This is a genomic window from Paraburkholderia sp. BR13444 (genome assembly GCF_040948755.1).
Classification (GTDB): Bacteria; Pseudomonadota; Gammaproteobacteria; order Burkholderiales; family Burkholderiaceae; genus Paraburkholderia; species Paraburkholderia youngii.
Map to the genome: position 1 here is coordinate 18,941 of NZ_JBFPKM010000007.1, position 24,512 is coordinate 43,452.

Annotated in this window: 24 protein-coding genes and 2 pseudogenes; 20 read left to right on the top strand and 6 right to left on the bottom strand. The window is 65.4% G+C overall.

The features are described from left to right. Window positions 1-144: 144 nt before the first annotated feature. The 6 genes and pseudogenes from AB3X95_RS20480 (at window position 145) to AB3X95_RS20505 (ending at window position 4,971) form a co-directional block, all read left to right on the top strand. Entirely contained in the window at window positions 145-459 is a 315-nt protein-coding gene (locus AB3X95_RS20480) for a YXWGXW repeat-containing protein (RefSeq protein WP_368622395.1), read from the top strand. A 238-nt stretch (window positions 460-697) separates the two neighbouring features. Next, window positions 698-1,294, top strand: a pseudogene (locus tag AB3X95_RS20485) (RNA polymerase sigma factor); the annotation flags it as partial. Then, complete coding sequence (locus AB3X95_RS20490; protein ID WP_368596289.1) at window positions 1,291-1,707, top strand: hypothetical protein; 417 nt, start codon at window positions 1,291-1,293, stop codon at window positions 1,705-1,707. The pseudogene AB3X95_RS20485 and the gene AB3X95_RS20490, both read left to right, overlap by 4 nt. Next, the gene (locus tag AB3X95_RS20495; protein WP_368622396.1) at window positions 1,704-2,213 is read left to right on the top strand and encodes a periplasmic heavy metal sensor; all 510 of its coding nucleotides are present in this window, start codon (window positions 1,704-1,706) and stop codon (window positions 2,211-2,213) included. The genes AB3X95_RS20490 and AB3X95_RS20495 overlap by 4 nt, the downstream gene beginning before the upstream one ends. A gap of 83 nt (window positions 2,214-2,296) precedes the next feature. Continuing rightward, entirely contained in the window at window positions 2,297-3,817 is a 1,521-nt protein-coding gene (locus tag AB3X95_RS20500) for a DUF1800 family protein (RefSeq protein ID WP_368622397.1), read from the top strand. A 5-nt stretch (window positions 3,818-3,822) separates the two neighbouring features. After that, a complete protein-coding gene (locus AB3X95_RS20505; protein ID WP_368622398.1) occupies window positions 3,823-4,971 on the top strand; it encodes a DUF1501 domain-containing protein in 1,149 nt (382 codons plus the stop codon). 117 nt (window positions 4,972-5,088) lie between these two features. Here AB3X95_RS20505 and AB3X95_RS20510 read toward each other — a convergent pair whose 3' ends face one another. Beyond that, the gene (locus tag AB3X95_RS20510; RefSeq protein ID WP_176125319.1) at window positions 5,089-5,634 is read right to left on the bottom strand and encodes a flavin reductase; all 546 of its coding nucleotides are present in this window, start codon (window positions 5,632-5,634) and stop codon (window positions 5,089-5,091) included. 48 nt (window positions 5,635-5,682) lie between these two features. After that, entirely contained in the window at window positions 5,683-7,077 is a 1,395-nt protein-coding gene (locus tag AB3X95_RS20515) for an LLM class flavin-dependent oxidoreductase (RefSeq protein WP_368622399.1), read from the bottom strand. Between the two features lie 199 nt (window positions 7,078-7,276). On the opposite strand from AB3X95_RS20515, the gene AB3X95_RS20520 reads away from it, so the two are divergent. From AB3X95_RS20520 to AB3X95_RS20535, 4 genes and pseudogenes are all read left to right on the top strand, one after another. Continuing rightward, window positions 7,277-7,567, top strand: coding sequence for a nucleotidyltransferase family protein (locus tag AB3X95_RS20520; protein ID WP_176125321.1), 291 nt, complete (start codon window positions 7,277-7,279; stop codon window positions 7,565-7,567). Further along, window positions 7,564-7,949: pseudogene (locus tag AB3X95_RS20525) on the top strand (DUF86 domain-containing protein). Before AB3X95_RS20520 ends, AB3X95_RS20525 begins: the two are co-directional and overlap by 4 nt. Continuing rightward, window positions 7,946-8,110 (top strand): hypothetical protein, encoded by a 165-nt coding sequence (locus tag AB3X95_RS20530; RefSeq protein ID WP_176105880.1) that lies wholly within the window; start codon window positions 7,946-7,948, stop codon window positions 8,108-8,110. The pseudogene AB3X95_RS20525 and the gene AB3X95_RS20530 overlap by 4 nt, the downstream one beginning before the upstream one ends. Beyond that, complete coding sequence (locus AB3X95_RS20535; RefSeq protein ID WP_176105881.1) at window positions 8,083-8,652, top strand: XRE family transcriptional regulator; 570 nt, start codon at window positions 8,083-8,085, stop codon at window positions 8,650-8,652. Before AB3X95_RS20530 ends, AB3X95_RS20535 begins: the two co-directional genes overlap by 28 nt. A 117-nt stretch (window positions 8,653-8,769) precedes the next feature. Here the strand turns inward: AB3X95_RS20535 and AB3X95_RS20540 are convergent, their stop codons facing one another. Together AB3X95_RS20540 and AB3X95_RS20545 are read right to left on the bottom strand one after the other, a co-directional pair. Then, window positions 8,770-9,156 (bottom strand): BON domain-containing protein, encoded by a 387-nt coding sequence (locus tag AB3X95_RS20540; protein ID WP_368622400.1) that lies wholly within the window; start codon window positions 9,154-9,156, stop codon window positions 8,770-8,772. A gap of 614 nt (window positions 9,157-9,770) precedes the next feature. Next, the gene (locus AB3X95_RS20545) at window positions 9,771-10,976 is read right to left on the bottom strand and encodes a DUF6402 family protein (RefSeq protein ID WP_368622401.1); all 1,206 of its coding nucleotides are present in this window, start codon (window positions 10,974-10,976) and stop codon (window positions 9,771-9,773) included. A 481-nt stretch (window positions 10,977-11,457) separates the two neighbouring features. On the opposite strand from AB3X95_RS20545, the gene AB3X95_RS20550 reads away from it, so the two are divergent. Further along, on the top strand, window positions 11,458-11,769 hold the full coding sequence (locus AB3X95_RS20550; RefSeq protein ID WP_176105883.1) for a DUF4148 domain-containing protein: 312 nt from the start codon (window positions 11,458-11,460) through the stop codon (window positions 11,767-11,769). Between the two features lie 101 nt (window positions 11,770-11,870). Beyond that, the gene (locus AB3X95_RS20555) at window positions 11,871-12,998 is read left to right on the top strand and encodes a VIT1/CCC1 transporter family protein (RefSeq protein ID WP_368622402.1); all 1,128 of its coding nucleotides are present in this window, start codon (window positions 11,871-11,873) and stop codon (window positions 12,996-12,998) included. 5 nt (window positions 12,999-13,003) lie between these two features. Here the strand turns inward: AB3X95_RS20555 and AB3X95_RS20560 are convergent, their stop codons facing one another. Continuing rightward, window positions 13,004-13,159 carry a hypothetical protein gene (locus AB3X95_RS20560; protein WP_368622403.1) on the bottom strand — a complete coding sequence of 52 codons (156 nt, stop codon included), beginning with the start codon at window positions 13,157-13,159 and terminating at the stop codon, window positions 13,004-13,006. A 100-nt stretch (window positions 13,160-13,259) separates the two neighbouring features. Here AB3X95_RS20560 and AB3X95_RS20565 point away from each other — a divergent pair, with 100 nt between their 5' ends. Genes AB3X95_RS20565 through AB3X95_RS20575 form a run of 3 tightly spaced genes read left to right on the top strand, consistent with a single transcriptional unit; the run spans window position 13,260 to window position 16,346 of the window. Then, window positions 13,260-14,435 (top strand): glycine betaine/L-proline ABC transporter ATP-binding protein, encoded by a 1,176-nt coding sequence (locus tag AB3X95_RS20565; protein ID WP_176125326.1) that lies wholly within the window; start codon window positions 13,260-13,262, stop codon window positions 14,433-14,435. Next, a complete protein-coding gene (gene choW, locus AB3X95_RS20570) occupies window positions 14,428-15,330 on the top strand; it encodes a choline ABC transporter permease subunit (RefSeq protein ID WP_176105887.1) in 903 nt (300 codons plus the stop codon). The genes AB3X95_RS20565 and choW overlap by 8 nt, the downstream gene beginning before the upstream one ends. A gap of 20 nt (window positions 15,331-15,350) precedes the next feature. Beyond that, on the top strand, window positions 15,351-16,346 hold the full coding sequence (locus tag AB3X95_RS20575; RefSeq protein WP_368622404.1) for a GlxA family transcriptional regulator: 996 nt from the start codon (window positions 15,351-15,353) through the stop codon (window positions 16,344-16,346). Window positions 16,347-16,362: 16 nt separating this feature from the next. Here AB3X95_RS20575 and AB3X95_RS20580 read toward each other — a convergent pair whose 3' ends face one another. Further along, entirely contained in the window at window positions 16,363-17,445 is a 1,083-nt protein-coding gene (locus AB3X95_RS20580) for a GlxA family transcriptional regulator (RefSeq protein WP_176105889.1), read from the bottom strand. Between the two features lie 326 nt (window positions 17,446-17,771). Between AB3X95_RS20580 and AB3X95_RS20585 the strand changes: the two genes are divergently transcribed. The 5 genes from AB3X95_RS20585 to AB3X95_RS20605 are packed head-to-tail and all read left to right on the top strand — an operon-like array spanning window position 17,772 to window position 24,466. Continuing rightward, window positions 17,772-19,166 carry an L-serine ammonia-lyase gene (locus AB3X95_RS20585; RefSeq protein WP_368622405.1) on the top strand — a complete coding sequence of 465 codons (1,395 nt, stop codon included), beginning with the start codon at window positions 17,772-17,774 and terminating at the stop codon, window positions 19,164-19,166. 45 nt (window positions 19,167-19,211) lie between these two features. Beyond that, on the top strand, window positions 19,212-20,456 hold the full coding sequence (locus tag AB3X95_RS20590; protein WP_013091654.1) for a sarcosine oxidase subunit beta family protein: 1,245 nt from the start codon (window positions 19,212-19,214) through the stop codon (window positions 20,454-20,456). A 17-nt stretch (window positions 20,457-20,473) separates the two neighbouring features. After that, window positions 20,474-20,821: a sarcosine oxidase subunit delta gene (locus AB3X95_RS20595; protein ID WP_176125331.1), complete on the top strand. Its 348-nt coding sequence runs from the start codon at window positions 20,474-20,476 to the stop codon at window positions 20,819-20,821. After that, a complete protein-coding gene (locus AB3X95_RS20600; protein WP_368622406.1) occupies window positions 20,818-23,820 on the top strand; it encodes a sarcosine oxidase subunit alpha family protein in 3,003 nt (1,000 codons plus the stop codon). The genes AB3X95_RS20595 and AB3X95_RS20600 overlap by 4 nt, the downstream gene beginning before the upstream one ends. Beyond that, complete coding sequence (locus AB3X95_RS20605) at window positions 23,810-24,466, top strand: sarcosine oxidase subunit gamma (RefSeq protein ID WP_368622407.1); 657 nt, start codon at window positions 23,810-23,812, stop codon at window positions 24,464-24,466. Before AB3X95_RS20600 ends, AB3X95_RS20605 begins: the two co-directional genes overlap by 11 nt. Window positions 24,467-24,512 lie beyond the last annotated feature (46 nt).

A 24,512-nucleotide genomic window follows, 5' to 3' on the forward strand; every position in this document is an offset into this window, starting at 1 on the left:
CGATGGCCGCCCGACAGTGAAGCGCTTCCTTCCCGCCGCACTTTTTTTGCAGACAAAGCGACGGATTTCGCCCCGCAGACCCGTTGAAGCAGAAACGGGGCCACCCTGGCTCCGGCTCTTTTCGGGCCTAGGGGAGAAAACGACATGATCTCGAACCGCATGAGTCGCCTGCTCGGTTCCACGCTCAGCGCCGCGCTGTGCTGCGCGGCCACGCTGACGGCCGCACCCGCCTTCGCACAAGTGGTGATCGCGCCAATGGCGCCGCCGCCGCGCGTCGAACTCGTGCCCGCGCCTCGTGACGGCTATGTGTGGGATCAGGGCCGCTGGCGCTGGGAGCACGGCCGCTATGTGTGGGCGCCGGGCCACTGGCAGCCGGTGCGGGTCGGCTATCACTGGGTGCCCGGGCATTGGGCGCAACGTGGGCCGCACTGGCGCTGGATCGAAGGACATTGGGCTTGAGCGAGGCTTGCGATGAAAACACTCGTGATGATCCTGCTGGCGGCCTCGCTCGCCGGCTGTGTGGTCTATCCGGCACGTCCGGCCTATTACCGGCCGGCGGTCGTCGTATATTGACCGCATACGTGATACCCGGCCGGCTAGCGCCGTAGCGCACGAAAACCATAACAACACGATAGTCGAAGGAGCGGCGGCAAGTGAACGACGTTGATCCCGTGATGCGGCCCGCACGCGAACGCGCGCGCGTGATGTCGCGACGGAGCCGCACGCCTTGAGCGACGCGCCGCCCGATCCGGACGCCGAGCTGATCGCGCGGGTGGGCCGCGAGGAGCCCGGCGCGGTCCGCTCGCTGGTCGCGCGCAAACTGCCGCGGCTGCTCGCGCTTGCCACGCGCATGCTCGGCGATCGCATGGAAGCGGAGGACGTCGCGCAGGAGGTCTTCGTGCGAATCTGGAAACAGGCGGCTCGCTGGCGTGAAGGCGAAGCGAAGTTCGACACGTGGATGCATCGGGTCGCGCTCAATCTTTGCTATGACCGTTTGCGCTGTCAGCGCGAAGACCCGAGCGACGAACTGCCCGACGCGGCCGATCCCGCCGCGCCACCCGACGCGCGGCTCGAAGCACGTGCGGACCACGCGCGCGTGCGCGCGGCGCTCGCCGCGCTGCCGGCGCGACAGCGCGAAGCGCTCGTGCTGAGCTATTACCAGGAGATGTCGAACCTCGACGCTGCCGCCTTGATGGGCATCAGCGTCGATGCGCTGGAAAGTCTGCTGAGCCGCGCGCGCCGCGGTTTGCGCGCTCAACTGGCCGGCAGCGGCCTTAGCAAGGACAAGTCATGACGCCCGAAAGATTCCATCAGATCGTCGCAGCGTACGGCGCCGACGCGCGTCGCTGGCCGGAGCGCGAACGCGAGGCCGCGCAGGAGTGGGCGCGCGCGCATCGCGACGAAGCCGACGCGGTGCTGAGCGATTCGGCCGGCCTCGACGCATGGCTCGCCGCGGACCGGATCGAGCCGCCGAGCCTCGAACTGCAACGCCGCATCATCGATGGCGCGCCGTCGCGACGCCCGGCCGCGCGCTGGCGTTTGTGGTGGTCGGGCGCGGCGGTGGCAGGCGTCGGGCTGCTCGGTGGCGTGGCAGGCGCGCTCGCGGTGTCGTTCTTCGTGCTGACCGAGAACGCGCCGGTCTTGCATGAATCCTCGTATCTGACTTCGAGCTTCGGCGGCAGCTCCGCCGATTGGAGCGGCGAATGAACGGGCGCTCGTGGAAATTTGCGCTGCTGGGCTCCGCGGTGCTCAACGTGTTCCTGCTCGGCGCGATCGCCGGCGGCGCGTATCAGTGGTTCGCCGCGCACGGCGCGAATCAGCCGGTGACGCAGGACCAGCGCGCGTTGCGGTTCGCCGCCGAGCCGCTGTCGGCGCAACAGCGGCAGGCGTTTATCGACGGCCTGAAAAACGCGCGGCGCGACGGGCGCCAGTATGCGCGTGACGCTCGCGAAGGGCGTCGCGAGGTATTGCGTTTGCTCGCCGCGCCGCAGTTCGATCGCGCCGCGCTCGATGCCGCGCTCGCGCGCACCCGCGCGGCCGACAGCAGCCTGCGCGCGATGGTCGAAGCGAGCGTCGCCGATTTTGCGGCGACGCTGACGCCCGAGGAGCGTGTCAAATTCGCCGAGAGCCTGAAGCTGCGCGGGCAATGGCGCGAAGCGCAGTCGGCGCCGAACGAAAGGAAACCGGCGGCGAATGCCGCATCGGGCGAATAAAAAAACGCGTGCGGTGGCGACGGATTCCGGCGCGTCGGCCGTTTAACGAACATGCAGGCGTCTTACCTGCCGACGAGGATCGTATGGCCCACTCATCGAACCTGAATGCCGCGGCGATCGCACTAAACCGCTTCGGCCTCGGCGCGCGCGCCGACGATACACCGCCAGCCGATCCGAAGGGATGGCTGCTTGCGCAGTTCGAGCAGTACCAGCCGCGGCCGGACGCGTGGGCGAACCAGCCCGACTCGATCGCGTTGTCGACGCAGCTCGTGCAGCAGCGCATGCAGATCGAGCAGCAGGCGAAACAGAAGGCGGGCGAAGAGTCGAACTCGAACCAGAGTGTGAACAACCGTACAACCAACATCGCCAGCAACGCCGCAGCAGCCAGCCAGACCGACGCGCAAGCTGCGAAGCTATCCGAACGAAAGGCGTTTCGCGTCGAAATCCTCGACATGTACCGCTCGTCGGTCAATGCGCGCGTCGCAAGTGCGCTGAGCACGCAGACGCCATTTGTCGAACGCCTCGTGCATTTCTGGGCGAACCACTTCGCGGTGTCGGCCGAAAAACCCGGCGTCGCGGCGCTTGCCGGGTCGTTCGAAGCGGAAGCGATTCGCCCACACGTGCTCGGCCGTTTCGAGGACATGCTGGTGGCCGTCGAGCGTCATCCGGCCATGCAGCTGTTCCTCGACCAGACCCGCTCGGTCGGTCCCGACAGCATGGCGGCGCTGCGCGCCGCGCAGCGCAATCCGGACAACAGGCGCGGACTCAACGAGAACCTCGCGCGCGAGATCATGGAGCTGCACACGCTCGGCGTGCGCAGCGGCTATAGCCAGGACGACGTGACCGAGTTCGCGCGTGCGCTGACCGGCTGGAGTCTCGTCGGCAATCCGGGGAACGGCGGCGCCAATGCAAACCGGCGCACGATGGAGCCAAGCGGCGAACCCGGCAGCTTCGTGTTTCGCCAACCGCTGCACGAACCGGGCTCGCGCACGATCATGGGACGCCGCTACGACGAAGCCGGCGAACAGCAGGCGCTCGCGATCCTGCACGACCTCGCGCACGCGCCGGCCACCGCGCAGCATATCGGCGCGAAGCTCGCGCGCCATTTCGTCGCCGACAATCCGCCGGCTGGCGTGTGCGTTCGTCTGGCCGATGCGTTCACCCGCAGCGACGGCGATCTGCCGACCGTCTATCGCGCGTTGATCGATATGCCGCAAGCGTGGTCGCCGAGCGCGGTGAAGTTCAAGACGCCGTGGGAGTGGACCATTTCGTCGATGCGCGGACTCGGCTGGCACGACCTCGGTAATCTGCAGAGCGCGCCGATCCTGACGCAGCTGGGCCAGCCGGTGTGGCGACCCGGTTCGCCCGCCGGCTACGACGATATCGCCGCGAGCTGGGCCGCACCGGATGCGCTCGTGCGCCGCGTCGAAGTCGCGCAACGCTTCGCTTCGCGCGTGGGCGACCGGCTCGATGCGCGCTCGCTCGGCCAGACCTTGCTGGCTGGCTCGCTCAGCGAGCCGACGGCCACGGCGGTGTCGCGCGCGGAAAGCGCGGCGACGGCGATCGCGCTGCTGCTCGTATCGCCCGATTTTCAACGGAGGTGAACGCCATGCTGTCACGCCGCCAGTTTCTGAGCGTCGCCGCCGCCGGTGCCGGCGCACTGCTCGTATCGCCGCGAATAGCGTTCGCGCATGTCGCGACCGACCGCCGCTTCGTGTTCGTGATCCAGCGCGGCGCGGCCGATGGCCTGAACATCGTCGTGCCTTACGCGGACCCCGCGTATGCGAGTTTGCGCGGACCACTCGCGATCGATGCGTCGAACGCGCCGCATCTGGACGGCACGTTCGCGCTCCATCCAGCGCTCGCGCAAATGGCGAAGCTGTACGCGCAGCGCGAGGCGCTATTCGTGCACGCGGTCGCTTCGCCGTACCGCGACCGCTCGCATTTCGACGGACAGAACGTGCTGGAAACGGGTGGCACATCGCCGTATCGGACGAAGGATGGTTGGCTCAACCGGCTCGCCGCGCAATTGCCCGCGACCCGCGAAAACGCGATCGCGTTCGCGCCGACCGTGCCGATGGCGCTGCGCGGTCCCGCTTCGGTGACGTCGTATGCGCCGTCGGGGTTGCCGCAGGCGTCCGACGATCTGCTCGCGCGCGTGTCGCAACTGTACGAGCAGGACGCGCAGTTGCGTCCGCTGTGGGAATCGGCGATGGCGGCGCGCAGCGTCGCCGGCGATGCCGGCGCACGTCAGGACCCGGCGAGCCTCGGCAAGCTCGCGGCGAGTTTCCTGGCGCGCGACGACGGTCCGCGCATCGCGATGATCGAGACCGGCGGGTGGGACACGCACAGCGCGCAGAACGCGCGGCTCGCGAATCAGCTGAAGGCGCTCGACACGATGCTCGCGGCGTTGCGCGACGGCATGGGACCATCGTGGAGCAAGACCACGGTGCTGGTCGCGACGGAGTTCGGCCGGACCGCGGCCGCGAACGGCACGGGCGGCACCGATCACGGCACCGGCTCGGTCGCGATGGTGCTGGGCGGCTCGGTGCAGGGCGGTCGCGTGATAGCGGATTGGCCGGGGCTCGCGCCGCATCAGCTGTATCAGTCGCGCGACCTGAAGCCGACCACCTCGCTCGATGCGTTGATCGCAGGCGCCGCGAGTGAAAGTCTCGGGCTCGACCCGGAACGGACGGCAGCAGCGCTGTTTGGCCGGACCGCGGCGGGCGGACCGATGACGGGCGTCGTACGGGCGTGACGCGTCGATGGTCGGCGCGGCGAGCGAAAGTATTGCGCTCGATCCGGTCCGCGCCGCAGCCGCACTATTCGGCCGGACGATCGCGGCGGCCCGCCGATTTCAACGAGCCGTGCGAACTCAACGCGCGCAGGCGGACGCTTCGCATTGATTCGCCGCGGCCTGATGCGTCGCGTGCACCGAGCGCTCGCCGACGCGATGGTAGCGGCGTCCGTAGTAGATCAGCGCATCGCCCGCGCCCCGCGTACGCGTGGCCTTCACCGCGCAGAAGAACACCGTGTGCGTGCCGACTTCAGTCACCGACTCGATCTCGCAATCGAGCGACGCGAGCGCGTCCTGCAACACCGGCGCGCCGGTCTCGAGCTTGCCCCATTGCGCGGCCGCGAAGCGCTCTTCGATCGCGAGCGCGCTCGTGGCGAAGTGCGCGGCAAGCGCCTGCTGCTCGGCGCTCAGCACGTTCACGCAGAGCTTGCCGTTGCTGCGAAACGCGGCGTTATTGCGGCTGCCGCGATTGATGCAGACGAGCAGCGTCGGCGGCTCGTCGGTGACGCCGCAGACCGCCGACGCGGTGCAGCCAGCAAGGCCGGCTTCGCCGTCGCTGGTGATGATGTTGACGGCCGCGCCAAGACCGGCCATCGCGTCGCGGAACGCGCTCTTGTCAAGCATGAAGGCCTCTGCTGGAAGTCGGGGTTCGCTAAGACAACGGTGATCGCGTCAGCCGCGAGCCTCGTCGGCCGGCTCCGCCGCGCAAGCCGGCGATCGGAAGCGCGCCGCGGTGTGAGTCTCGGGCAGCCGCGCATGGCCGAACAGTTTTTCGCGCAGTGTGCCGTCGCGATACTCACGCTTGTACGCGCCACGTTCCTGCAGCAGCGGCACGACCAGTTCGATGAAATCGTCGAAGCACTCGGGCACGACGGTGCGCGACAGATTGAAGCCATCGACGCCGGTTTCCTCGGTCCATGCGATCAGTTCGCTGGCGATTTTCTCGGCCGAACCGACGAGCGGCTGCTGGCGGCTGCCGAGCACCATCTGTTCGAGCAGCTTGCGCCTCGTCCATTGCGGACCGGCCGCGCGCGTCATCGCTTCGACGTTCGACACGATCGCCTGGCTCTTGCCGGTTTCGATCGGTTCGTCGAGGTCGTAACGCGCGAAGTCGATCCCAAGCGATGCGGCCGCGTGCACCAGCGCCGCCTCCGAACTCACATAGCGGCGGTACTCGTCGAATTTCTCCTGCGCTTCCTGATCGGTGCGGCCCGTGATGACGGTCTGGCCGAGCAGCACCTTGATGTCATCGGCGCGGCGGCCGCCGGCGACCGCGTGCGCGCGAATGTCGTCGACGATCGACTTGACCGCCGGCTTCGCCTGGCCGTTGACGAACACGCACTCCGCGTGTGCCGCCGCGAACTGTTTGCCGCGCGCGGACGAGCCGGCCTGATACAGCACGGGGGTGCGCTGCGGCGACGGCTCGGCGAGATGCATCGCATCGACGCGGTATTGCTTGCCGTGGTGGTGGATCACGTGGACCTTCGACGGGTCCGCGTAGACGCCGTGCGCCTTGTCGCGCAGCATCGCGTCGTCCTCCCAGCTGCATTCCCACAGCTTGTAGACGAGCTCCATGTACTCGTCGGCCAGATCATAGCGGTCGTCGTGCGCCATCTGACCGGTCAAGCCGATCGCGCGCGACGCGCTGTCCAGATAGCCGGTCACGATGTTCCAGCCGACCCGGCCGCGCGTCAGATGATCGAGCGTGGACATGCGGCGCGCGAACAGAAACGGCTGCTCGACCGACAGATTCGACGTGACGCCGAACGACAGATGCCGCGTGACCGCGGCCATCGCTGGAATCAGCAGCGTCGGATCGTTGACCGGCACCTGCACGGCACCGCGGATCGCGGCATCGGGGTTGCCGCCATAGACATCGTAGACGCCGACCACGTCCGCGAAAAAGATGCCGTCGAACAGGCCCGCTTCGAGCTTCTGCGCATAGTCGGTCCAGTACTGCAGGTCCGTGTAGCGCGTGGACTGATCGCGCGGATGGGTCCACAGCCCTTGCTGGATGTGGCCTATGCAGTTCAGGTCAAACGCGTTGAGAACGATTTGCTTCGGCATGGTGTGTTCCGGCTGGTGAGCGGTTCGGACGAAGGATTTCGTTTAATATAGTGGACGAAAAATCACTATGCAAGACATCGTTGGCTGCCTGCGGGGGCAGCCAGCCCTCCAAAGCAACTGGCATGGCGCAGGTGAAGGCGTTGCGAGTCTCGACTCAATCGCTTATCGTCTCGATGAGTTTCGACAAGAAAGGATGCCCATGCGACCGTCCGTTGTACTCGAGATGAAGCGCAGCGTAGTGCGCGAAGCGACAAGCCGCTTCCGCGCAGCGAACCCGCGCGTGTTCGGCTCGGTGCTGCATGGCACCGACCGGGACGGCAGCGACCTCGATCTGCTGGTCGATGCGCTGCCCGGGGCGACGCTGTTCGACCTTGGGGGGTTGCAGGATGAACTGGAAGCGCTACTCGGCGTCCACGTCGCTCTGCTGACCCCGGCCGACCTGCCGCAGAAGTCCCGGGCCAAGGTGCTAGCGGAGGCGCAGCCGGTATGAACGAGAACCGCTTGCCGGACTACCTCGACCACATGCAGCAGGCCGCCACTGATGCTTGCAGCTTCGTGAAGGGGCAGGCCAAGGATCAGTTCCTTGTAGACAGCGCACCCAGCGGGCCGTCGTCATGAGCCTCATCATCCTTGGCGAGGCCGCCACGAAAGTAATGGACCGCTATGCCGACTTCGCTCAGGCGCACCCCGAAGTGCCGTGGCGCAGCATGCGCGGGATGCGCAACCGCATCGCCCACGGATACTTCGATATCAACCTTGATGTGGTGTGAGACACCGTGCAAACGGCGCTACCGGAGCTACTCAAACAACTGCCTGCTGCGTGCCGGGATGCCAAAGATGAAGACCGCAAGGACGACGGATTGAAGCAATGACCGAGCGGATCGAGTTAACGGAACTGAAGGCAACTATTTCGGCCGCCGGCGGCAACGAACTCGTCAATGGGCGCTGTCACGCCACGATGATCGGCTATGCCCGTACCCCCACCTCCGCACCGACGCCCCTTCCATGTCCGAAACTTCCGCAATCGATCTGACCCAGGCGATCTCCGCGCGCGTAAAGACCGAGCGCGAGGCGCGCAACTGGTCGCTCGCCGAACTGGCTGAGCGCTCGGGTGTGTCGAAGGCGATGATCAGCAAGATCGAGCGTGGCGAGGCGAGTCCGACCGCGACGGTGCTCGGGCGGCTGTCGGGCGCGTTCGGGCTCACGCTGTCGACATTGCTCGCGCTCGCCGAGCAGACCGGCGAGCGGCTCGTGCGTCATGCGGACCAGTCGCTGTGGGAAGACCCCGAAACCGGCTATACGCGGCGGCGTATTTCACCGCCGACCGGCGGCGTGCTGGAGCTGCTCGAAATCGAATTGCCGATCGGGGTGAGGGTGCCTTATCCGTCGGATGCGTTCGCGTTTCAGCATCAGCAGATCTGGGTCACGCAAGGGGTGCTGACGTTTCGCGAGGGCTCGCTGACGTACCAGCTCGAAGCGGGGGACTGCCTGCAACTCGGTGCGCCGGTCGACTGCGAGTTCTTCAATGCTGGCACTCAGGTGTGCAGATATGTGGTGGGCTTGGTGCGGCGCTGAACTGTGCCGGATGGTGCCCAGCAGTTCAGATAGCAGGACGACGCCCGGGGATTAGCGGGAGACGCCGCATGCATCGCAGGTTCGCGGCGCTCCCGTTCGCGAGTCGGATGCCGACGCTCAGCTTCCACCACCTCCGCGGGACGGGAAATTCAGCGTGAGCTTGTTGGTCACCGAGGTCACGCCTGGCACGCCTTTCGCCACGTCGGCAGCCTGCTGGATCATGCCGCTTTCAGGCACCGAGCCGGTCAACGTCACTGCGCCGCCGCGCGCCCGCACGAACACGTTCGACACGTTCGACACGTTGAAGCCCTGCGCTCTCGCGAGCGCGCGCCGCACGTCGCGGCCGAGCTTGCGATCCGCCGCACGCGTCGATTGGGTGGTCGTGGCCGGCGCGGCTGCCGTGGCGGCAGGCGCCTGCGCGTCGCTTGCCTGCGCGTAGGCGCTGGATGCCGTTGCCACGCACAATGCAATTCCGAGCACCTTCAAAAGATTGAGTGTTTTCACGGTTTCACCATCCTCGATAAGTTGATGTCGCTTCGTTGCATGTTAGAAACGTCGCGCTTTTGTCGAGCTGGTCCGGACTCTGGGAAGTGCCTGTCTTATAGAGGAGTGGTGGTTTCGGCGCTTCCGGCGCGGTTAAACGATACTCCTGGCGGGGCTGGCGTGCCAAAAAACCGTACCGCGGGGAGGTGCGACCAGCTATAAGCGCGGGCGGGCGGCGGCCAGTTTGTCCCAGAACGACGGGGGTAGCGAAATCCTCGAGTCGCCTTTACCGGCATCTCCGCGGGAAAACTCGACGGACGGACCGAGATAGCGGGGCGGCGAATACGGATTCAGCGAGTATCGCAGGCCCGTTGACCAGAAAAGATCGGGGACAGACGTGCTGAAAGTGCGCTGTGCAAGCAGCCTCCCGCTCTTTGCATCGAATAGTCGGCCGACATATTCAGGGCTCCCGCTGCGGCCCGGAGCCCATCGCAACAGGCAAAGCTCTGCTCTGTAGATGCCGTCGACAGGTGCCGAATGACGACACTCGCGTCCATGCGGAGTATGGTCGAAGAGCCCGAAATAAAGCCCTGCGCTAAGACCAGCCAATAATGCAGCACGCTTAAGGATGCGCTTCATAGGTAGAGCACGATCGGCGGGAAAAGCGGAACGTAGCGACGGTCCGAGTAGATGATGAAATCGCCGCCGCGCTGATGTCTGATGGCCCACTGCCGGAAGTCGCTGTTATGGATCGGGTAGTAAACCTGTCCTTTGATAACTGGATCGCCAAGCGTCACCGGCGACTCCACGTAGGGAATGTAACGAGACGTGGCCGCCACGCCATCAAGCGGTATCACGATAACACCGTTACTGCTCCAATGCCCCAGATACTGGGACCGCTCTCCGGGCTCATCGGTAAACGTGAAGTTGTCTTTCACGTACACCCATGCGCCAGTTACTTCGGCAGTCGTCCTTCGCGTGCCAAATGGCTCCCTTGACAGTCGAACATGACCTATAGCGGCGTAGATCACGAACGATCCAAGCGCGGCAGTCAAATCGTCGGGGACACCTGATCGCGCAGCATCCGCCATTAGCTTTAGTTTGATTTTTTCCGCAAACGTACCGTCGACTTCGACGTGTTGAAATTGAAAAAACTGATGCAGACGTTGAGGATCATTCCGACAAATCTGGTGTGTAGACAGCTCACTCCTGTGCCTGTAGAAGAGAAGCTTCTTGTGAAGCACTTGAAGTGCCGCTGGTGAGCGTATTGCATCGTTGACCAGGAAGTCGTATTTCCGTTTGGCGCGAGCGAACTTCAGTACCCAGTCCATCTTTATTGTGGTTGTATCGTACATGTCAGGCGGGTACGGCTTGCCGTCCTGATTGATTTCCTTGAGTTCGTCGCTGGGCACTGCGGAGTAGTTCAATCGGGCGGCAAACCATCGCTCCATTAACATCGCTCCGATAGGCATCATTTCTTTGCGCAGAGCGTTCGGAATTTCCTGGATATCGAATGGCGGTACCGTCTTTTTCGGGGCGACGATTTTCGTCGCTTCGGATGGTTTGGGCGTCACAGGTGTGTTCAACCATGTTCTGAAGCGGGAAACCGAATCGGCGACCTTGAGAAGATCGTTGATCATTTTTACGGTCGGATCAGGTTTGGGAGGCTTGGCTGGGCTAGGCACGGCATTCGATTTCGCGACTAGCGAGGCCGGAAACGGCGGCGGTGCGTTGTCCGTCGAAAGCGAGACCTCATGCACGATCCGAGCCCCGTCTTGCTTCTTCCAACGCCAAAACAGCTTGTCGATCTTGTAGTAAAGGTATTTGTCGTCGTGGTTCATGGGCACTTACGGCGCTTAAGCAGGAGTGAAGGGAACCGGATCGCCTGAAACGTTCGAATTCGACTATTGGGAATCGAGCATGGCCGTGACGTTATGATCCGCGCCACTATTGTTCGCGAGTTGGTCCGTGGCAAAACGCGGAGAATTCTGAAAGTGAGGCCGCACGGGCACACCGCTGCCCCGATGCCAGTGCTGGGTGGCCTGCTGATGAGACTATGGTTCCGCATCCCGGAACATCTCGATCCACTCCCAAAGATCGCACCATCGGCATCAGACGGCCGTTTCACGGCAAGGGATTTCGCCCACAGACACCCGTCGACTAAGCGACGAACGCGCCCACCGACCCTTACAGCGCGCATCCCGCCATTTGCCTGTAAGCTTCCCTGACGGGTTCGCGTCCAGGCTGCGCGACCCGCTGTGGTGCTTCACGATTCGCAGACGGACTCGTACGTTATTACCAATCAACCAAGGGATCTCAGTTATGAAGAGCTTCGCCATCAAACGAATCATGCTTGGGGTTTCGGCCGTCGCACTGATGGCCGGCACCATTCCGCTCGCGCTCGCTCAGGGCTCGACGGATGCCGCGGCCCAGGAAGGCGCGACGACGACCACCCCGAAGCCAACGAAGGCCGAGCGCAAGGCAGCGCGCAAACAGGCCCGCGCGAAAAAGAACGCCGAGCTGAAGAAACTCGAAGACGCGGGCTACCAGCCGGCGCAGAACGATCCGAACTATCCGGACAAGCTGCAGGCGGCGCAGAAAAAGGCCGGCGTCGGCGCGCCGGCCAGCCAGTAACGGAGAAGCCTACGCCCGGCGCGGTATTCAGCGCCGACGAGACGCCGGGCGGTTTCGGTTAGGCTTTGCCGTCAGCAACGCGATCCGCGGGGAACGTGATCATGGCAACGAAGCATGAAGTGAAACGCTACAAGGCGAACCTCTCGGACGAACTGCACAGCGCCGCCCTGTATGAGACGCTCGCGCGCGTCGAGAAAGACGAGACCCGCAAGCAGGTCTATCAGGATCTCGCGCAATCCGAACACAGTCACGCGCAAGTGTGGGCCGACAAGCTCCGGGCCAACGGCATCGAACCGAAAGGCCGCGGTCATGCGATCAAAACGCGTCTGATGAAGGCGCTCGTGCGCGTGTGCGGCGCGGACTTCGTGCTGCCTACTCTTGCCGCCGCCGAATACGCGGACCGCAACAAATATCGAGGCCAACGCGACGCAGGCCACATGTCGGCCGATGAGCATCATCACGCGGCGGTCGTGCAGACGCTCGCCAGCACCAGCAACCCCGACCTGTCGCCCGGCGCGCGCATCGCCGCGGCCGAGTCGTGGCACAAGGGTGCCGCGTCGGGCAACGATCTGCGCGCGGCCGTGCTCGGCGCGAACGATGGCCTCGTGTCGAACTTCTGCCTGATCATGGGCGTCGCGGGCGCGGGCACCGGCAACCAGGCGATCCTGTTGACCGGCCTCGCCGGGCTGATCGCCGGTGCCTGTTCGATGGCGCTCGGCGAATGGCTGTCGGTCACCAATGCGCGCGAACTCGCGAGCACGCAGATCGCCAAGGAAGCCGAGGAGATCGAAGAGCAGCCCGAAGCGGAGGAGCACGAGCTCGCGCTGATCTACCGCGCGAAAGGGCTCGACGCGAACGAGGCGAAACGCGTCGCCGCGCAGATGATGCGCGACAAGGACAAGGCGCTCGACACCCTCACGCGCGAGGAACTTGGTCTCGATCCGGCGGAACTGGGCGGCAATCCGTGGTCGGCGGCGGGCGTGTCGTTCTGTCTGTTCTCGCTGGGCGCGATTTTTCCGGTGATGCCTTTTCTGTGGTCGCACGGCGTCAGCGCGATCGTGCAGTGTGTCGTGCTGAGCATGCTGGCGCTCGCGTCGATCGGCGTGTTCACGTCGCTGTTCAACGGCCGCAGCGCGGGATTTTCGGCGCTGCGCCAGATCATCATCGGGCTGGTCGCGGCGGGATTTACGTTCGGCGTCGGACGTTTGCTGGGCGTGTCGATCTCCTGAGCGGTTCAACCCGCGGGCACCGTGTCGCGCTCGCTGCCGTCCGGGAGCACCGCTTGCTCTGTCGCGACATCCTCCGCGCGCCGGCCAACCGGCGCCAATCCCTTCTGCCACAAGGCTTTCGTCGCCGCGTCGAGCGCTCGCGGCGCGGCCGGGTGTCGCATTTCCTCATGTGCTTGTCGGAAATAGTCGGCTAACCGCACTTTTTTCTAGCAACTATGTAGGCACAGCGCGGGCGACGTCCGCAAGCGAGGAGAGCATTCGATGAATTCCCCCAAGGTCGTGGTCGAAGGGCTGTGCAAGGTGTTCGGCACCAACCCGAAACAGGCGCTCGCAATGCTGGCCAGCGGCGCCACCAAAGAGGAGGTGTTTGCCCGCACCGGTCAGATCGTCGGCGTGCACAACGCGTCGTTCGAGGTTCGCGAGGGCGAAATCTTCGTGCTGATGGGCCTGTCAGGCTCCGGCAAGTCGACGCTGATTCGCCTGATCAATCGGCTCGTCGAGCCCAGCGCCGGCAAGGTGCTGATCGACGGCCGCGATGTCGCGAGCGTGCCGCGCGCTGAGCTGACGGCGCTGCGCCGCAAGGACATGAGCATGGTGTTCCAGTCATTCGCGCTGATGCCGCAGCGCACCGTGCTGGCCAACGCGGCGTTCGGCCTCGAGGTCGCGGGCGTCGGCCGCAAGCAGCGCGAGGCGCGGGCGCTGGCGGTGCTCGAACAGGTCGGCCTCGCGCCGTTCGCGCAGAAGCTGCCCGCCGAGCTGTCGGGCGGCATGCAGCAGCGCGTCGGGCTCGCGCGCGCGCTCACGGTCAACCCGTCGCTGATGATCATGGACGAGGCGTTCTCCGCGCTCGATCCGCTCAAGCGCAAGGAAATGCAGAACGTGCTGCTCGATCTGCAGCGCGAGCAGCAGCGCACGATCCTGTTCGTATCGCACGATCTGGAGGAGGCGATGCGCATCGGCACGCGCATCGCGATCATGGAAGGCGGGCGCGTCGTGCAGATCGGCACGCCGCAGGAAATCATCAAGAACCCGGCCGACGACTACGTGCGCGCATTCTTCGAAGGCATCGACACGAGCCGCTATCTGACGGCCGGCGATCTGATGCAAACCGACGACGTGCCGCTGATGCACGCGCCGCAGATCGACGCGTCGAGCGTCGCCGCGACGCTGAACGGCAGCGCCGACTACGCGTTCGTGCTCGACAGCGAGCGCAGGATACGCGGCTTCGTGTGCCGCGATGCGACGGGCAGCGTGTCGCCGCAGCTCAACCAGATCGAATGCATCCATCGCAGCACGCCGCTCAACGACGTGGTCGAGCGCGTGGTGGCGAGCCGCGCGCCGCTGCCGGTCGTCGAAGCGGACGGCTCCTACTGCGGCTCGGTCAACAAGACGAACGTGCTGAGCGTTCTCACGCATCATCGAGGTTCCCATGTCTGAAATCATTCCGCTTGGCGCCTGGGTCGATCACGGCGTTCACTACCTGCTCGATCATGATGCGAAGACCTTCGACACGATCGGCAAGGTCATCGAGAGTTTCGCCGCGGCCGTCGAGCACGGTTTGCAGGCCGTGCCGATGTGGGCGCTGATGGCGTTCTTCGTCGGCATCGGCTTGTGGCGCGTCGGCTGGCGCTTCGCGTTGTTCACGCTGGCCGCGCTGCTGTTGATCTACGGCACCGGCTTCTGGGATCAGATGGTGATCACGCTCGGCCTCACGCTGTCGTCGACGGTGATCAGTCTCGTGCTCGGCGTGCCGCTCGGCATCTGGATGGCGAAGAGCCGCACCGTCGAAATGATCGTGCGCCCCGTCCTCGATCTGATGCAGACGATGCCCGCGTTCGTCTACCTGATTCCGGCTGCGATGCTGTTCGGCCTCGGCCGCGTGCCCGGCATCCTGTCGACGGTGATCTTCGCGATGCCGCCCGCGGTGCGTCTGACCGCGCTCGGCATCAAGCACGTCAATCATGAAATCGTCGAAGCGGGGCAGGCGTTCGGCTGCACGCCGTGGCAGCTGCTGTACAAGGTGCAGTTTCCGAACGCGCTGCCGTCGATCATGACCGGCGTGAACCAGACCATCATGATGGCGCTGTCGATGGTGATCATCGCGTCGATGGTCGGCGCGGGCGGTCTCGGCAACGACGTGCTCGCGAGCATCCAGCGGCTCGATATCGGGCTCGGCTTCGAAAGCGGCATGTCGGTCGTGATGCTGGCGATCATTCTGGACCGCATCACCGAGAGCTTCGGCCGGGCGCCGGGCAAGGCACGCGCGCCGCTGTTCGCCGGATTGCGCCAGGCGCTGAAAGTGCGCCGCGAGCCGGCGGCGCAACACGGCTGATGGCCTGATCCGATACGTCCATGAAGCGCGACGCAATCGCCACCGCCGAACAAGCCGATGCGCGGCTGTCAGCCGTCGCGCACGTCGGCTTCCTGACGCTGCCGAACTTCTCGATGATCGCGTTCACCAGCGCGGTCGAGGTGCTGCGCATGGCGAACTACGTGGGCCGCGCGCAGCACTACCGGTGGTCGGTAGTCACACCGGATGGCGAGCCGGCGCGCGCGAGCAACGGCATCACGGTGAGGCCGACCACCACGCTCGCCGAAGCCGGGATGCCGGACCTGCTGTTCGTGTGCGCCGGCTGGCACGTGCGTGAGTATGTGAACGACGCGGTGATCGCACTGCTGCGCGAGGCGGCCGCGCACCGCGTGCCGCTCGGCGGCATCTGCACGGGCCCGTATGCGCTGCTCGCGGCGGGGCTGCTCGACGGCTATCGGGCGACCGTGCATTGGGAGGACATGTCGCCGTTGCACCAGCGCTATCCGCACGTGCATTTCGACGACGAGCTGTTCGTGATCGACCGCGACCGGCTCACCTGCACAGGCGGCACCGCGCCGCTCGATCTGATGCTGCATCTGGTGGGCATGCGGCTCGGGCCCGCGGTGGCCGCGCAGGTGTCCGAGCAGTTCATCGTCGAGCGGATTCGCGGTTCGACCGATTGCCAGCACATTCCGGTCGATGCGCGGGTCGGCCTGTCGCGCGCCGAACTGATCGAAGTGGTGCGGCTGATGGAAGCGAACATCGAGGAGCCGCTATCGCTCGAGGAACTCGCGCGGCTCGTGAACCTGTCGCAGCGTCATTTGCAGCGGATGTTCAAGCTGTTCCTGAACGTGTCGCCGACGCATTACTACCTGAGCCTGCGGCTGCGCCGCGCGCGCGATCTGCTGCGCAATACCGATGCATCGATCGCACGCGTGACCACGGTGTGCGGTTTTCATTCGCCGTGTCATTTCAGCAAGGCGTATCGCGCGCAGTTCGGGCATGCGCCGAGCGTCGAGCGGCGCATGCCGGAGTAGCGCACGCCGCGTCAATTCAGATCGCCTGCGCGCGGCCCGGAAAGGTTTCGTCGTAGCACGAGCCGTCGTCCACTTGCTCAGCCGTGCCGCGCTGCTCGCGATACATCATCGGCGGCACGCCGAACTGTTTGCGAAATTCCCGCCCAAGGTGCGACGCGTCCGAGAAGCCGCAGCTCGACGCGATATCGGCGACGGTCTTGTCCGAACTCGTCAGCAGCCACGCGGCGGTGCGCAGACGCACCTGCTTCGCGTAGGCCTGCGGCGCCTTGCCGGTCTGCGCCTTGAACAGCCGTTCCAATTGACGCGGCGACAGATCGAGCTTGCCCGCCAGTTCGTCGAGCGACAGCGCGCGGCCCACGTGCTGCTCCATCAGCAGGATCGCGCGCTTGACCTTCGGATGCGAGGCCGGCGCAAGTCCGGGCGGATGCGGCTGCGGCGCGTTGCCTTTCTGCAGGTCGTCGACGAGCAGGATGCGCAGCGCCTTCTGCACCGTCGCGGTTTCGAAGTGCCGCAGCAGGATCGCGGCGGCGACGTCGATCGACGCGCGCCCGCCCGAACACGTGATGCGCCGCCGGTCGATTACGAACAGCCGGTCGGCGACCAGCATCTGTTCGTCGACCGACGGAAAGCGCTCGATGAAATCCCAGTAGTGAAACCAGCTCACGCAGATCCGGTGGCCGTCGAGCACGCCCGCTCGCATCAGCGAGAACACGCCGGTGCACATGCCGACCAGCGTCGCGTCGCGCGCGGCGGCGCGGCGGATGAACGCGAGCGTCGCCTCGCTCGCGGCGGGCCCCGAGTGCAGCAGTCCGCCGACCACCACCACATAGTCGAACTTTTCGGCGGTCTCGAAGGTTTCCCACGGCGTGATCTGGATGCCGCAACTCGCGCGCACCGGAGCGAGGGTTTCCCCGATCACGCTCCACGAGCAGCGCACCGGCTTGCTGAAGTCGCCTTCGTCGGCGGACAGGCGCAGCAGATCGACGAAACCCGAGAACGCGGTCAGCGTGAAGTTCGGCAGCAGGATGATGCCGAAGCGGATGCGCTGCTTCGCGGCGGTGTCGAGTGAGGAAGGGGCAAGCGTTTCAGCGGAATTCATGCGCGCGGAGGGTCGGTGATCAGAGCTGCGAAAGAGGAACAAACGTTGACCGAAAAGGCTGTAGGCAAGCATAGCACCACGGACCTTCAGCATTGCCTGCCGGCGTCGGGTCGCCTTTCGCGAATGCGTCGCAAGTCATCGCAAATCCGCCGGGAGGCCCGCGTGGCGGGTCATTTGACGACGCCATCCCATTGCGATGCCGTTTTTATTCTATCGATCGGGCCTGCCGTGCGGTGCAATAGACGCACTTTCCATCCGGGCGCATCAGTCTAGTCGAAGCGCTTCCGGCCATCGCAACTCGCAAGACTCAACGCACAAGGCACGCCATGAACGTCAGCGTCTTCGATCTGTTCAAGATCGGCATCGGTCCATCGAGCTCACACACGGTCGGGCCGATGATCGCCGCATGCCGCTTCGCATCGCATGTCGAGGACGCGAATCTGCTCGGCTTCGTGCGGCGCGTCAGAGCCGAGCTGTTCGGCTCGCTCGGCGCGACCGGCAAGGGCCACGGCACCGATAAGGCCGTGCTGCTCGGCCTCGAAGGCAATCTGCCCGACCAGATCGACCCCGACCTGATCGAGCCGAGGCTGCGGGCGATTCGCGAGACCAGGCAGCTCGTGCTGCTCGGCAAGCATCCAGTCGCGTTCGACGAGCGCGAGCATGTCGGCTTCTACCGCAAGCTGATGCCGGGCGCACCGGGCTCGGGTGTCGTGCATCCGAACGGCATGCGCTTTCAGGCCTTCGACGAGAACGGCCAGTTGTTGGTCGAGAAAGAGTATTTCTCGATTGGCGGCGGCTTCGTCGTCAATCGCGACGGCGATCGCGTGAATGGACGCCGCGCGACCGCCGAGGTGCCGTATCCGTTTCGCACCGGCGACGATCTGATGCGCGTGTGCCGCGAAAGCGGCCTGTCGATCGCCGAAGTGACGTTGCGCAACGAATGCGCAACCCGGCCCGAACACGAAGTGCGCGAGGGCCTGCTGGCAATCTGGCGCACGATGGCCGCGTGTGTCGAACGCGGCTGCAAGGTGCGCGGCGAACTGCCCGGCCCGATGCACGTGAAGCGCCGCGCGGCCGAACTGTGCGAGCGCTTGCGCGCACGCTCGGAGGAATCGCTGCGCGACCCGCTGTCGATGCTCGACTGGGTCAACCTGTACGCGATGGCCGTCAACGAGGAAAACGCCGCGGGCGGCCGGGTCGTCACCGCGCCGACCAACGGCGCGGCCGGCGTGATCCCGGCGGTGCTGCACTACTACGTGAAGTTCATGCATGCGGCGAACGACGCGGGCATCGTCGACTTCCTGCTGACCGCCGCGGCGATCGGCATCATCTACAAGGAAACCGCGTCGATCTCCGGCGCCGAAGTGGGCTGCCAGGGCGAAGTGGGCGTGGCCTGCTCGATGGCTGCCGCGGCGCTCGCGGCAGTGATGGGCGGCACGCCCGCGCAGGTCGAGAACGCCGCCGAAATCGGCATGGAACACAACCTCGGCATGACGTGCGACCCGGTCGGCGGGCTCGTGCAGATTCCGTGCATCGAGCGCAACGCGATGGGCGCGATCAAGGCGATCAACGCGGCGCGCCTCGCGATGAAGGGCGACGGCAAGCACGTGGTGTCGCTCGACAGCGTGATCCGCACGATGCGCGAAACCGGCGCCGACATGAAGACGAAATACAAGGAGACGTCGCGCGGCGGGCTGGCCGTGAACGTCATCGAGTGTTGAACCGCTACCGCTACACCGTATCTGCAAAACCGCAAAGGACCCACGATGAGCCGCTATTCGATATTCAGCCTGCTGCGCAACGGGATGTCGTATCACGAGAACTGGGAGCGGCAATGGCGCAGCCCCGAGCCTAAACGTGAGTACGACGTCGTGATCGTCGGCGGTGGCGGGCATGGTCTCGCGACCGCGTACTACCTCGCGAAGGAACACGGCGTGCGCAACGTCGCGGTGCTCGAGAAGGGCTGGATCGGCGGCGGCAACACCGCGCGCAATACGACGATCGTGCGCTCGAACTATCTGTGGGACGAATCCGCCGGGCTCTACGAGAAGGCGATGAAGCTGTGGGAAGGGCTCTCGCAGGATCTGAACTACAACGTGATGTTCAGCCAGCGCGGCGTGATGAACCTCGCGCATACACTGCAGGACGTGCGCGACACCGAGCGGCGCGTCAACGCTAACCGCCTGAACGGCGTCGACGCCGAATTTCTCACGCCCGCGCAGATCAAGGAACTCGAGCCGACCATCAATCTGAACAGCCGCTACCCGGTGCTCGGCGCATCGATCCAGCGGCGCGGCGGCGTGGCCCGGCACGATGCGGTGGCCTGGGGCTTCGCGCGCGGCGCGGATCAGGCCGGCGTCGATATCGTGCAGAACTGCCAGGTGGTCGGCATTCGCCGCAACGGCAGCCAGGTGACGGGCGTCGATACGACCAAGGGCTTCATCAAGGCGAAGAAAGTCGCGGTGGTCACGGCCGGCAACACGTCGACGCTCGCGGACATGGCCGGCGTGCGCTTGCCGCTCGAAAGCCATCCGTTGCAGGCGCTGGTGTCGGAGCCGATCAAGCCGGTGGTCAACACGGTCGTGATGTCGAACGCGGTCCACGCGTACATCAGCCAGTCCGACAAGGGCGATCTGGTGATCGGCGCGGGCGTCGATCAGTACACCGGGTTTGGGCAGCGCGGCAGCTTCCACATCATCGAGGGCACGCTCGAGGCGATCGTCGAAATGTTCCCGGTGTTTTCTCGCGTGCGGATGAACCGGCAGTGGGGCGGCATCGTCGATGTGTCGCCGGACGCGTGCCCGATCATCAGCAAGACCGATGTGAAGGGGCTGTACTTCAACTGCGGCTGGGGGACGGGCGGCTTCAAGGCGACGCCCGGTTCGGGATGGGTCTTTGCGCACACGATCGCGAAGGACGAACCGCATCCGTTGAACGCGCCGTTTTCGCTGGACCGGTTCTATACCGGTCATCTGATCGATGAGCACGGCGCTGCCGCCGTGGCCCACTAGTCGACGAGGAGACACAGATGTTGCTGATCGAATGCCCGTGGTGCGGTCCCCGCGCCGAAACCGAATTCTCCTGCGGCGGCGAGGCGGACATCGCCCGCCCGCTCGACACCGAATCGCTGACCGACAAGGAATGGGGCGATTACCTGTTCATGCGCAAGAACCCGCGCGGCGTGCATCGCGAGCAATGGTTCCACACGCAGGGTTGCCGCCGCTGGTTCAAGGCGCAGCGCGACACCGTCAGCTATGCGTTCCAGGGTTATCAGACGTTCGAGCGTCCGTTGCTGGCGCTGGACGGTGGCGATACGCAGGCAGCTAATGCACAGGCAAAGGCACAGGCAAAGGCACAAGAGGGCAAAGCATCATGAGCCAGAAAGACCGACTCCCAACCGGCGGCCGCATCAACCGCGCGATCGCGCTGAGCTTCACGTTCAACGGCGTCGAATACCAGGGCTATCAGGGCGATACGCTCGCGTCCGCCTTGCTCGCTAACGGCATGCACTTCGTCGCGCGCAGCTGGAAATATCATCGGCCGCGCGGCATCGTGACCGCGGGTGTCGAGGAGCCGAACGCGGTCGTGCAACTGGAGACCGGCGCCTACACGGTGCCCAACGCGCGGGCCACCGAGGTCGAGCTGTACCAGGGGCTCGTCGCGAGCAGCGTGAACGCGAAGCCGAGCATCGAGAAGGACCGCATGGCGATCAATCAGAAGATCGCGCGCTTCATTCCGGCGGGCTTCTACTACAAGACCTTCATGTGGCCGCGCAAGCTCTGGCCGAAGTACGAGGAAGCGATTCGCGACGCGGCCGGTCTCGGCACCGCGCCGAAACAGCGCGACGCGGACCGCTACGACAAGTGCTTCGCGCATTGCGACGTGCTGGTGGTCGGCGGCGGCCCGACCGGGCTCGCGGCCGCGCACGCGGCGGCTTTGTCCGGCGCGCGCGTGACGCTCGTCGACGATCAGCCGGAACTCGGCGGCTCGCTGCTGTCGTGTGCTGCGGAGATCGACGGCAAGCCCGCGCTGCAGTGGGTGCAGAAAATCGAAGACGAATTGCGGCAGTTGCCCGACGTGAAGATCCTGAGCCGCAGCACCGCGTTCGGCTATCAGGACCACAATCTCGTCACGGTCACGCAGCGCCTGACCGATCATCTGCCCGTGTCGCAACGCAAGGGCACGCGCGAACTGCTGTGGAAGATCCGCGCGAAACGCGTGATTCTCGCGACCGGCGCGCATGAACGGCCGATCGTGTTCGGCAATAACGATCTGCCTGGCGTGATGCTCGCGTCGGCGGTATCGACCTATCTGCATCGCTATGCGGTGCTGCCCGGTCGCAACGCGGTCGTGTTCACCAACAACGACGACGGCTATCAATGCGCGCTCGACCTGAAAGCGGCCGGCGCGCAGGTGAGCGTGATCGATCCGCGCGCCGGTGAATCGAAGGGCACGCTGCCCGCGCTCGCGCGCCGCCACGGCATCAAGGTGCTGAACGGCACGGTCGTCACGGCGGCGCATGGCAAGCTGCGCGTCGCGTCGGTGTCGCTCGCGTCGTATGCGAAAGGGCAGATCACGGCGCAACAGGGCCAACTGCCGTGCGATCTGCTCGCGATGTCGGGCGGCTGGAGCCCGGTGCTGCATCTGTTCGCGCAGTCGGGCGGCAAGGCCCATTGGCATGACGACAAGGCCTGCTTCGTGCCGGGCAAGGCGGTCCAGCCGGAGACCAGCGTCGGCGCCTGCGCGGGCGACTTCACGCTCGGCCAGGGCATCCGTTTCGCGGTCGATGCCGGCGTCGAAGCGGCGCGCGCGGCCGGGCACATCGTCGCGCGGCCCAAGCCGGTGCAGGTCGCCGAGCTGAGCGAAACGAAGCTGGAGCCGCTGTGGCTCGTCGGCGGACGCGAGCTGGCCACGCGCGGGCCCAAGCAATTCGTCGATTTCCAGAACGACGTCGCGGCGGCCGATATCTTCCTTGCCGCGCGCGAAGGCTTCGAATCCGTCGAACACGTGAAGCGCTACACCGCGATGGGCTTCGGCACCGACCAGGGCAAGCTCGGCAACATCAACGGCATGGCGATTCTCGCGCAGGCGCTCGGCAAGACCATTCCCGAGACCGGCACCACGACGTTCCGGCCGAACTACACGCCGGTCACGTTCGGCACGTTCGCCGGCCGGGAACTGGGCGAATTGCTCGACCCGGTGCGCAAGACCGCGATCCATGAATGGCACGTCGAACATGGCGCGGCGTTCGAAGACGTCGGTAACTGGAAGCGGCCGTGGTTCTACCCGAAGAAAGGCGAGGACCTGCACGCGGCGGTTGCGCGGGAATCGCTCGCGGTGCGCACGAGCGTCGGCATTCTCGATGCGTCGACGCTCGGCAAGATCGACATTCAGGGCCCGGACTCCGCGAAGCTGCTGAACTGGGTGTACACGAACCCGTGGACCAAGCTCGAAGTCGGCAAATGCCGCTACGGCCTGATGCTCGACGAGAACGGCATGATCTTCGACGACGGCGTGACCGTGCGCCTCGCCGATCAGCACTACATGATGACGACCACCACCGGCGGCGCGGCGCGTGTGCTCACGTGGCTCGAACGCTGGCTGCAGACCGAATGGCCCGACCTGCGCGTGCGGCTCGCGTCGGTCACCGATCACTGGGCGACGTTCGCGGTGGTCGGACCGCAGAGCCGCAAGGTGCTGCAAAAGGTTTGCGACGACATCGACTTCGCGAACGCGGCGTTCCCGTTCATGACATATCGTGAAGGCACGGTCGCGGGTGCGGCGGCGCGCGTGATGCGCATCAGCTTCTCGGGCGAACTCGCTTATGAAGTCAACGTGCCGGCCAACGTCGGACGCGCCGTATGGGAAGCGTTGATGGCCGCGGGCGAGGAGTTCAACATCACGCCGTACGGCACCGAGACGATGCACGTGCTGCGCGCGGAGAAGGGTTACATCATCGTCGGCCAGGACACGGACGGTTCGATGACGCCGCACGACCTCGGCATGGGCGGGCTCGTCGCGAAGTCGAAAGACTTTCTCGGCAAGCGCTCGCTCTCCCGCTCGGACACCGCTAAGGCAGGGCGCAAGCAACTGGTCGGGCTGCTATCGGAGGATGCGTCGTTCGTGATACCCGAGGGCTCGCAGATCGTCGCCGGTCCGTTCCAGGGCGATACCGCGCCGATGCTGGGGCATGTCACGTCGAGCTATTACAGCCCGATTCTGCAGCGCTCGATCGCGATGGCGGTCGTCAAGGGCGGCCTCGACAAGATCGGCACGACCGTCACGATTCCGCTCGCGAGCGGCAAACAGATCGCGGCGAAAATCGCGAGTCCGGTGTTCTACGACAGCGAAGGAGCACGTCAACATGTGGAATGAAACAGGCGGAACGGTATCGATCGTGGACCGTACGGTCGGGCGGCAGAACGGCGCGTGGCAGGAGTCGCCGCTGGTCGGTGTGGATGGCCTGCTGAAACAGCATCAGGCCAACGCGACTGCCGCGTTCCGGCTCGGCGAGCGGCCGTTTCTCGAACTCGTGAACGTGCGCGGCGATACGCGCGACGCGGCGTTCATCCGTGCGGTGGAACAGGTGATCGGCTGCAAGCCGCCGGAGAAGGCAAACACCGTCGCGCGCGGCAACGGCTACGACATGCTGTGGCTCGGCCCGGACGAATGGCTCGTGCGTTCGGAGGCCGCGCATGATGCGACGCGCACGGCGCCGTTGCTGGCGTTGCTCGGCGCGTCGTTCGCGGGCGTGTTCGCCTCGGCGGTCGATGTCGGCAGCGGCTATACGGTGCTCGAAATCAAGGGCACGCGGACGCGCGACGTGCTCGCGCGCGGCTGTCCGCTCGATCTGCATCCGAAACTATTCGGCGTGGGGCAGTGCGCGCAGAGCCATTATTTCAAGGCGTCGATCACGTTGCTGCCCACGGGCGCGGACAGCTTCGACATCGTCGTGCGCCGCAGCTTCGCGGATTACTTCGTCAGGATCATGCTCGACGCCGCCGAGCCGTTGATGTCCTGAGCGGGACACGATGGGCTTTGCCAATCGATGGCGGCCGGTGTGTGCG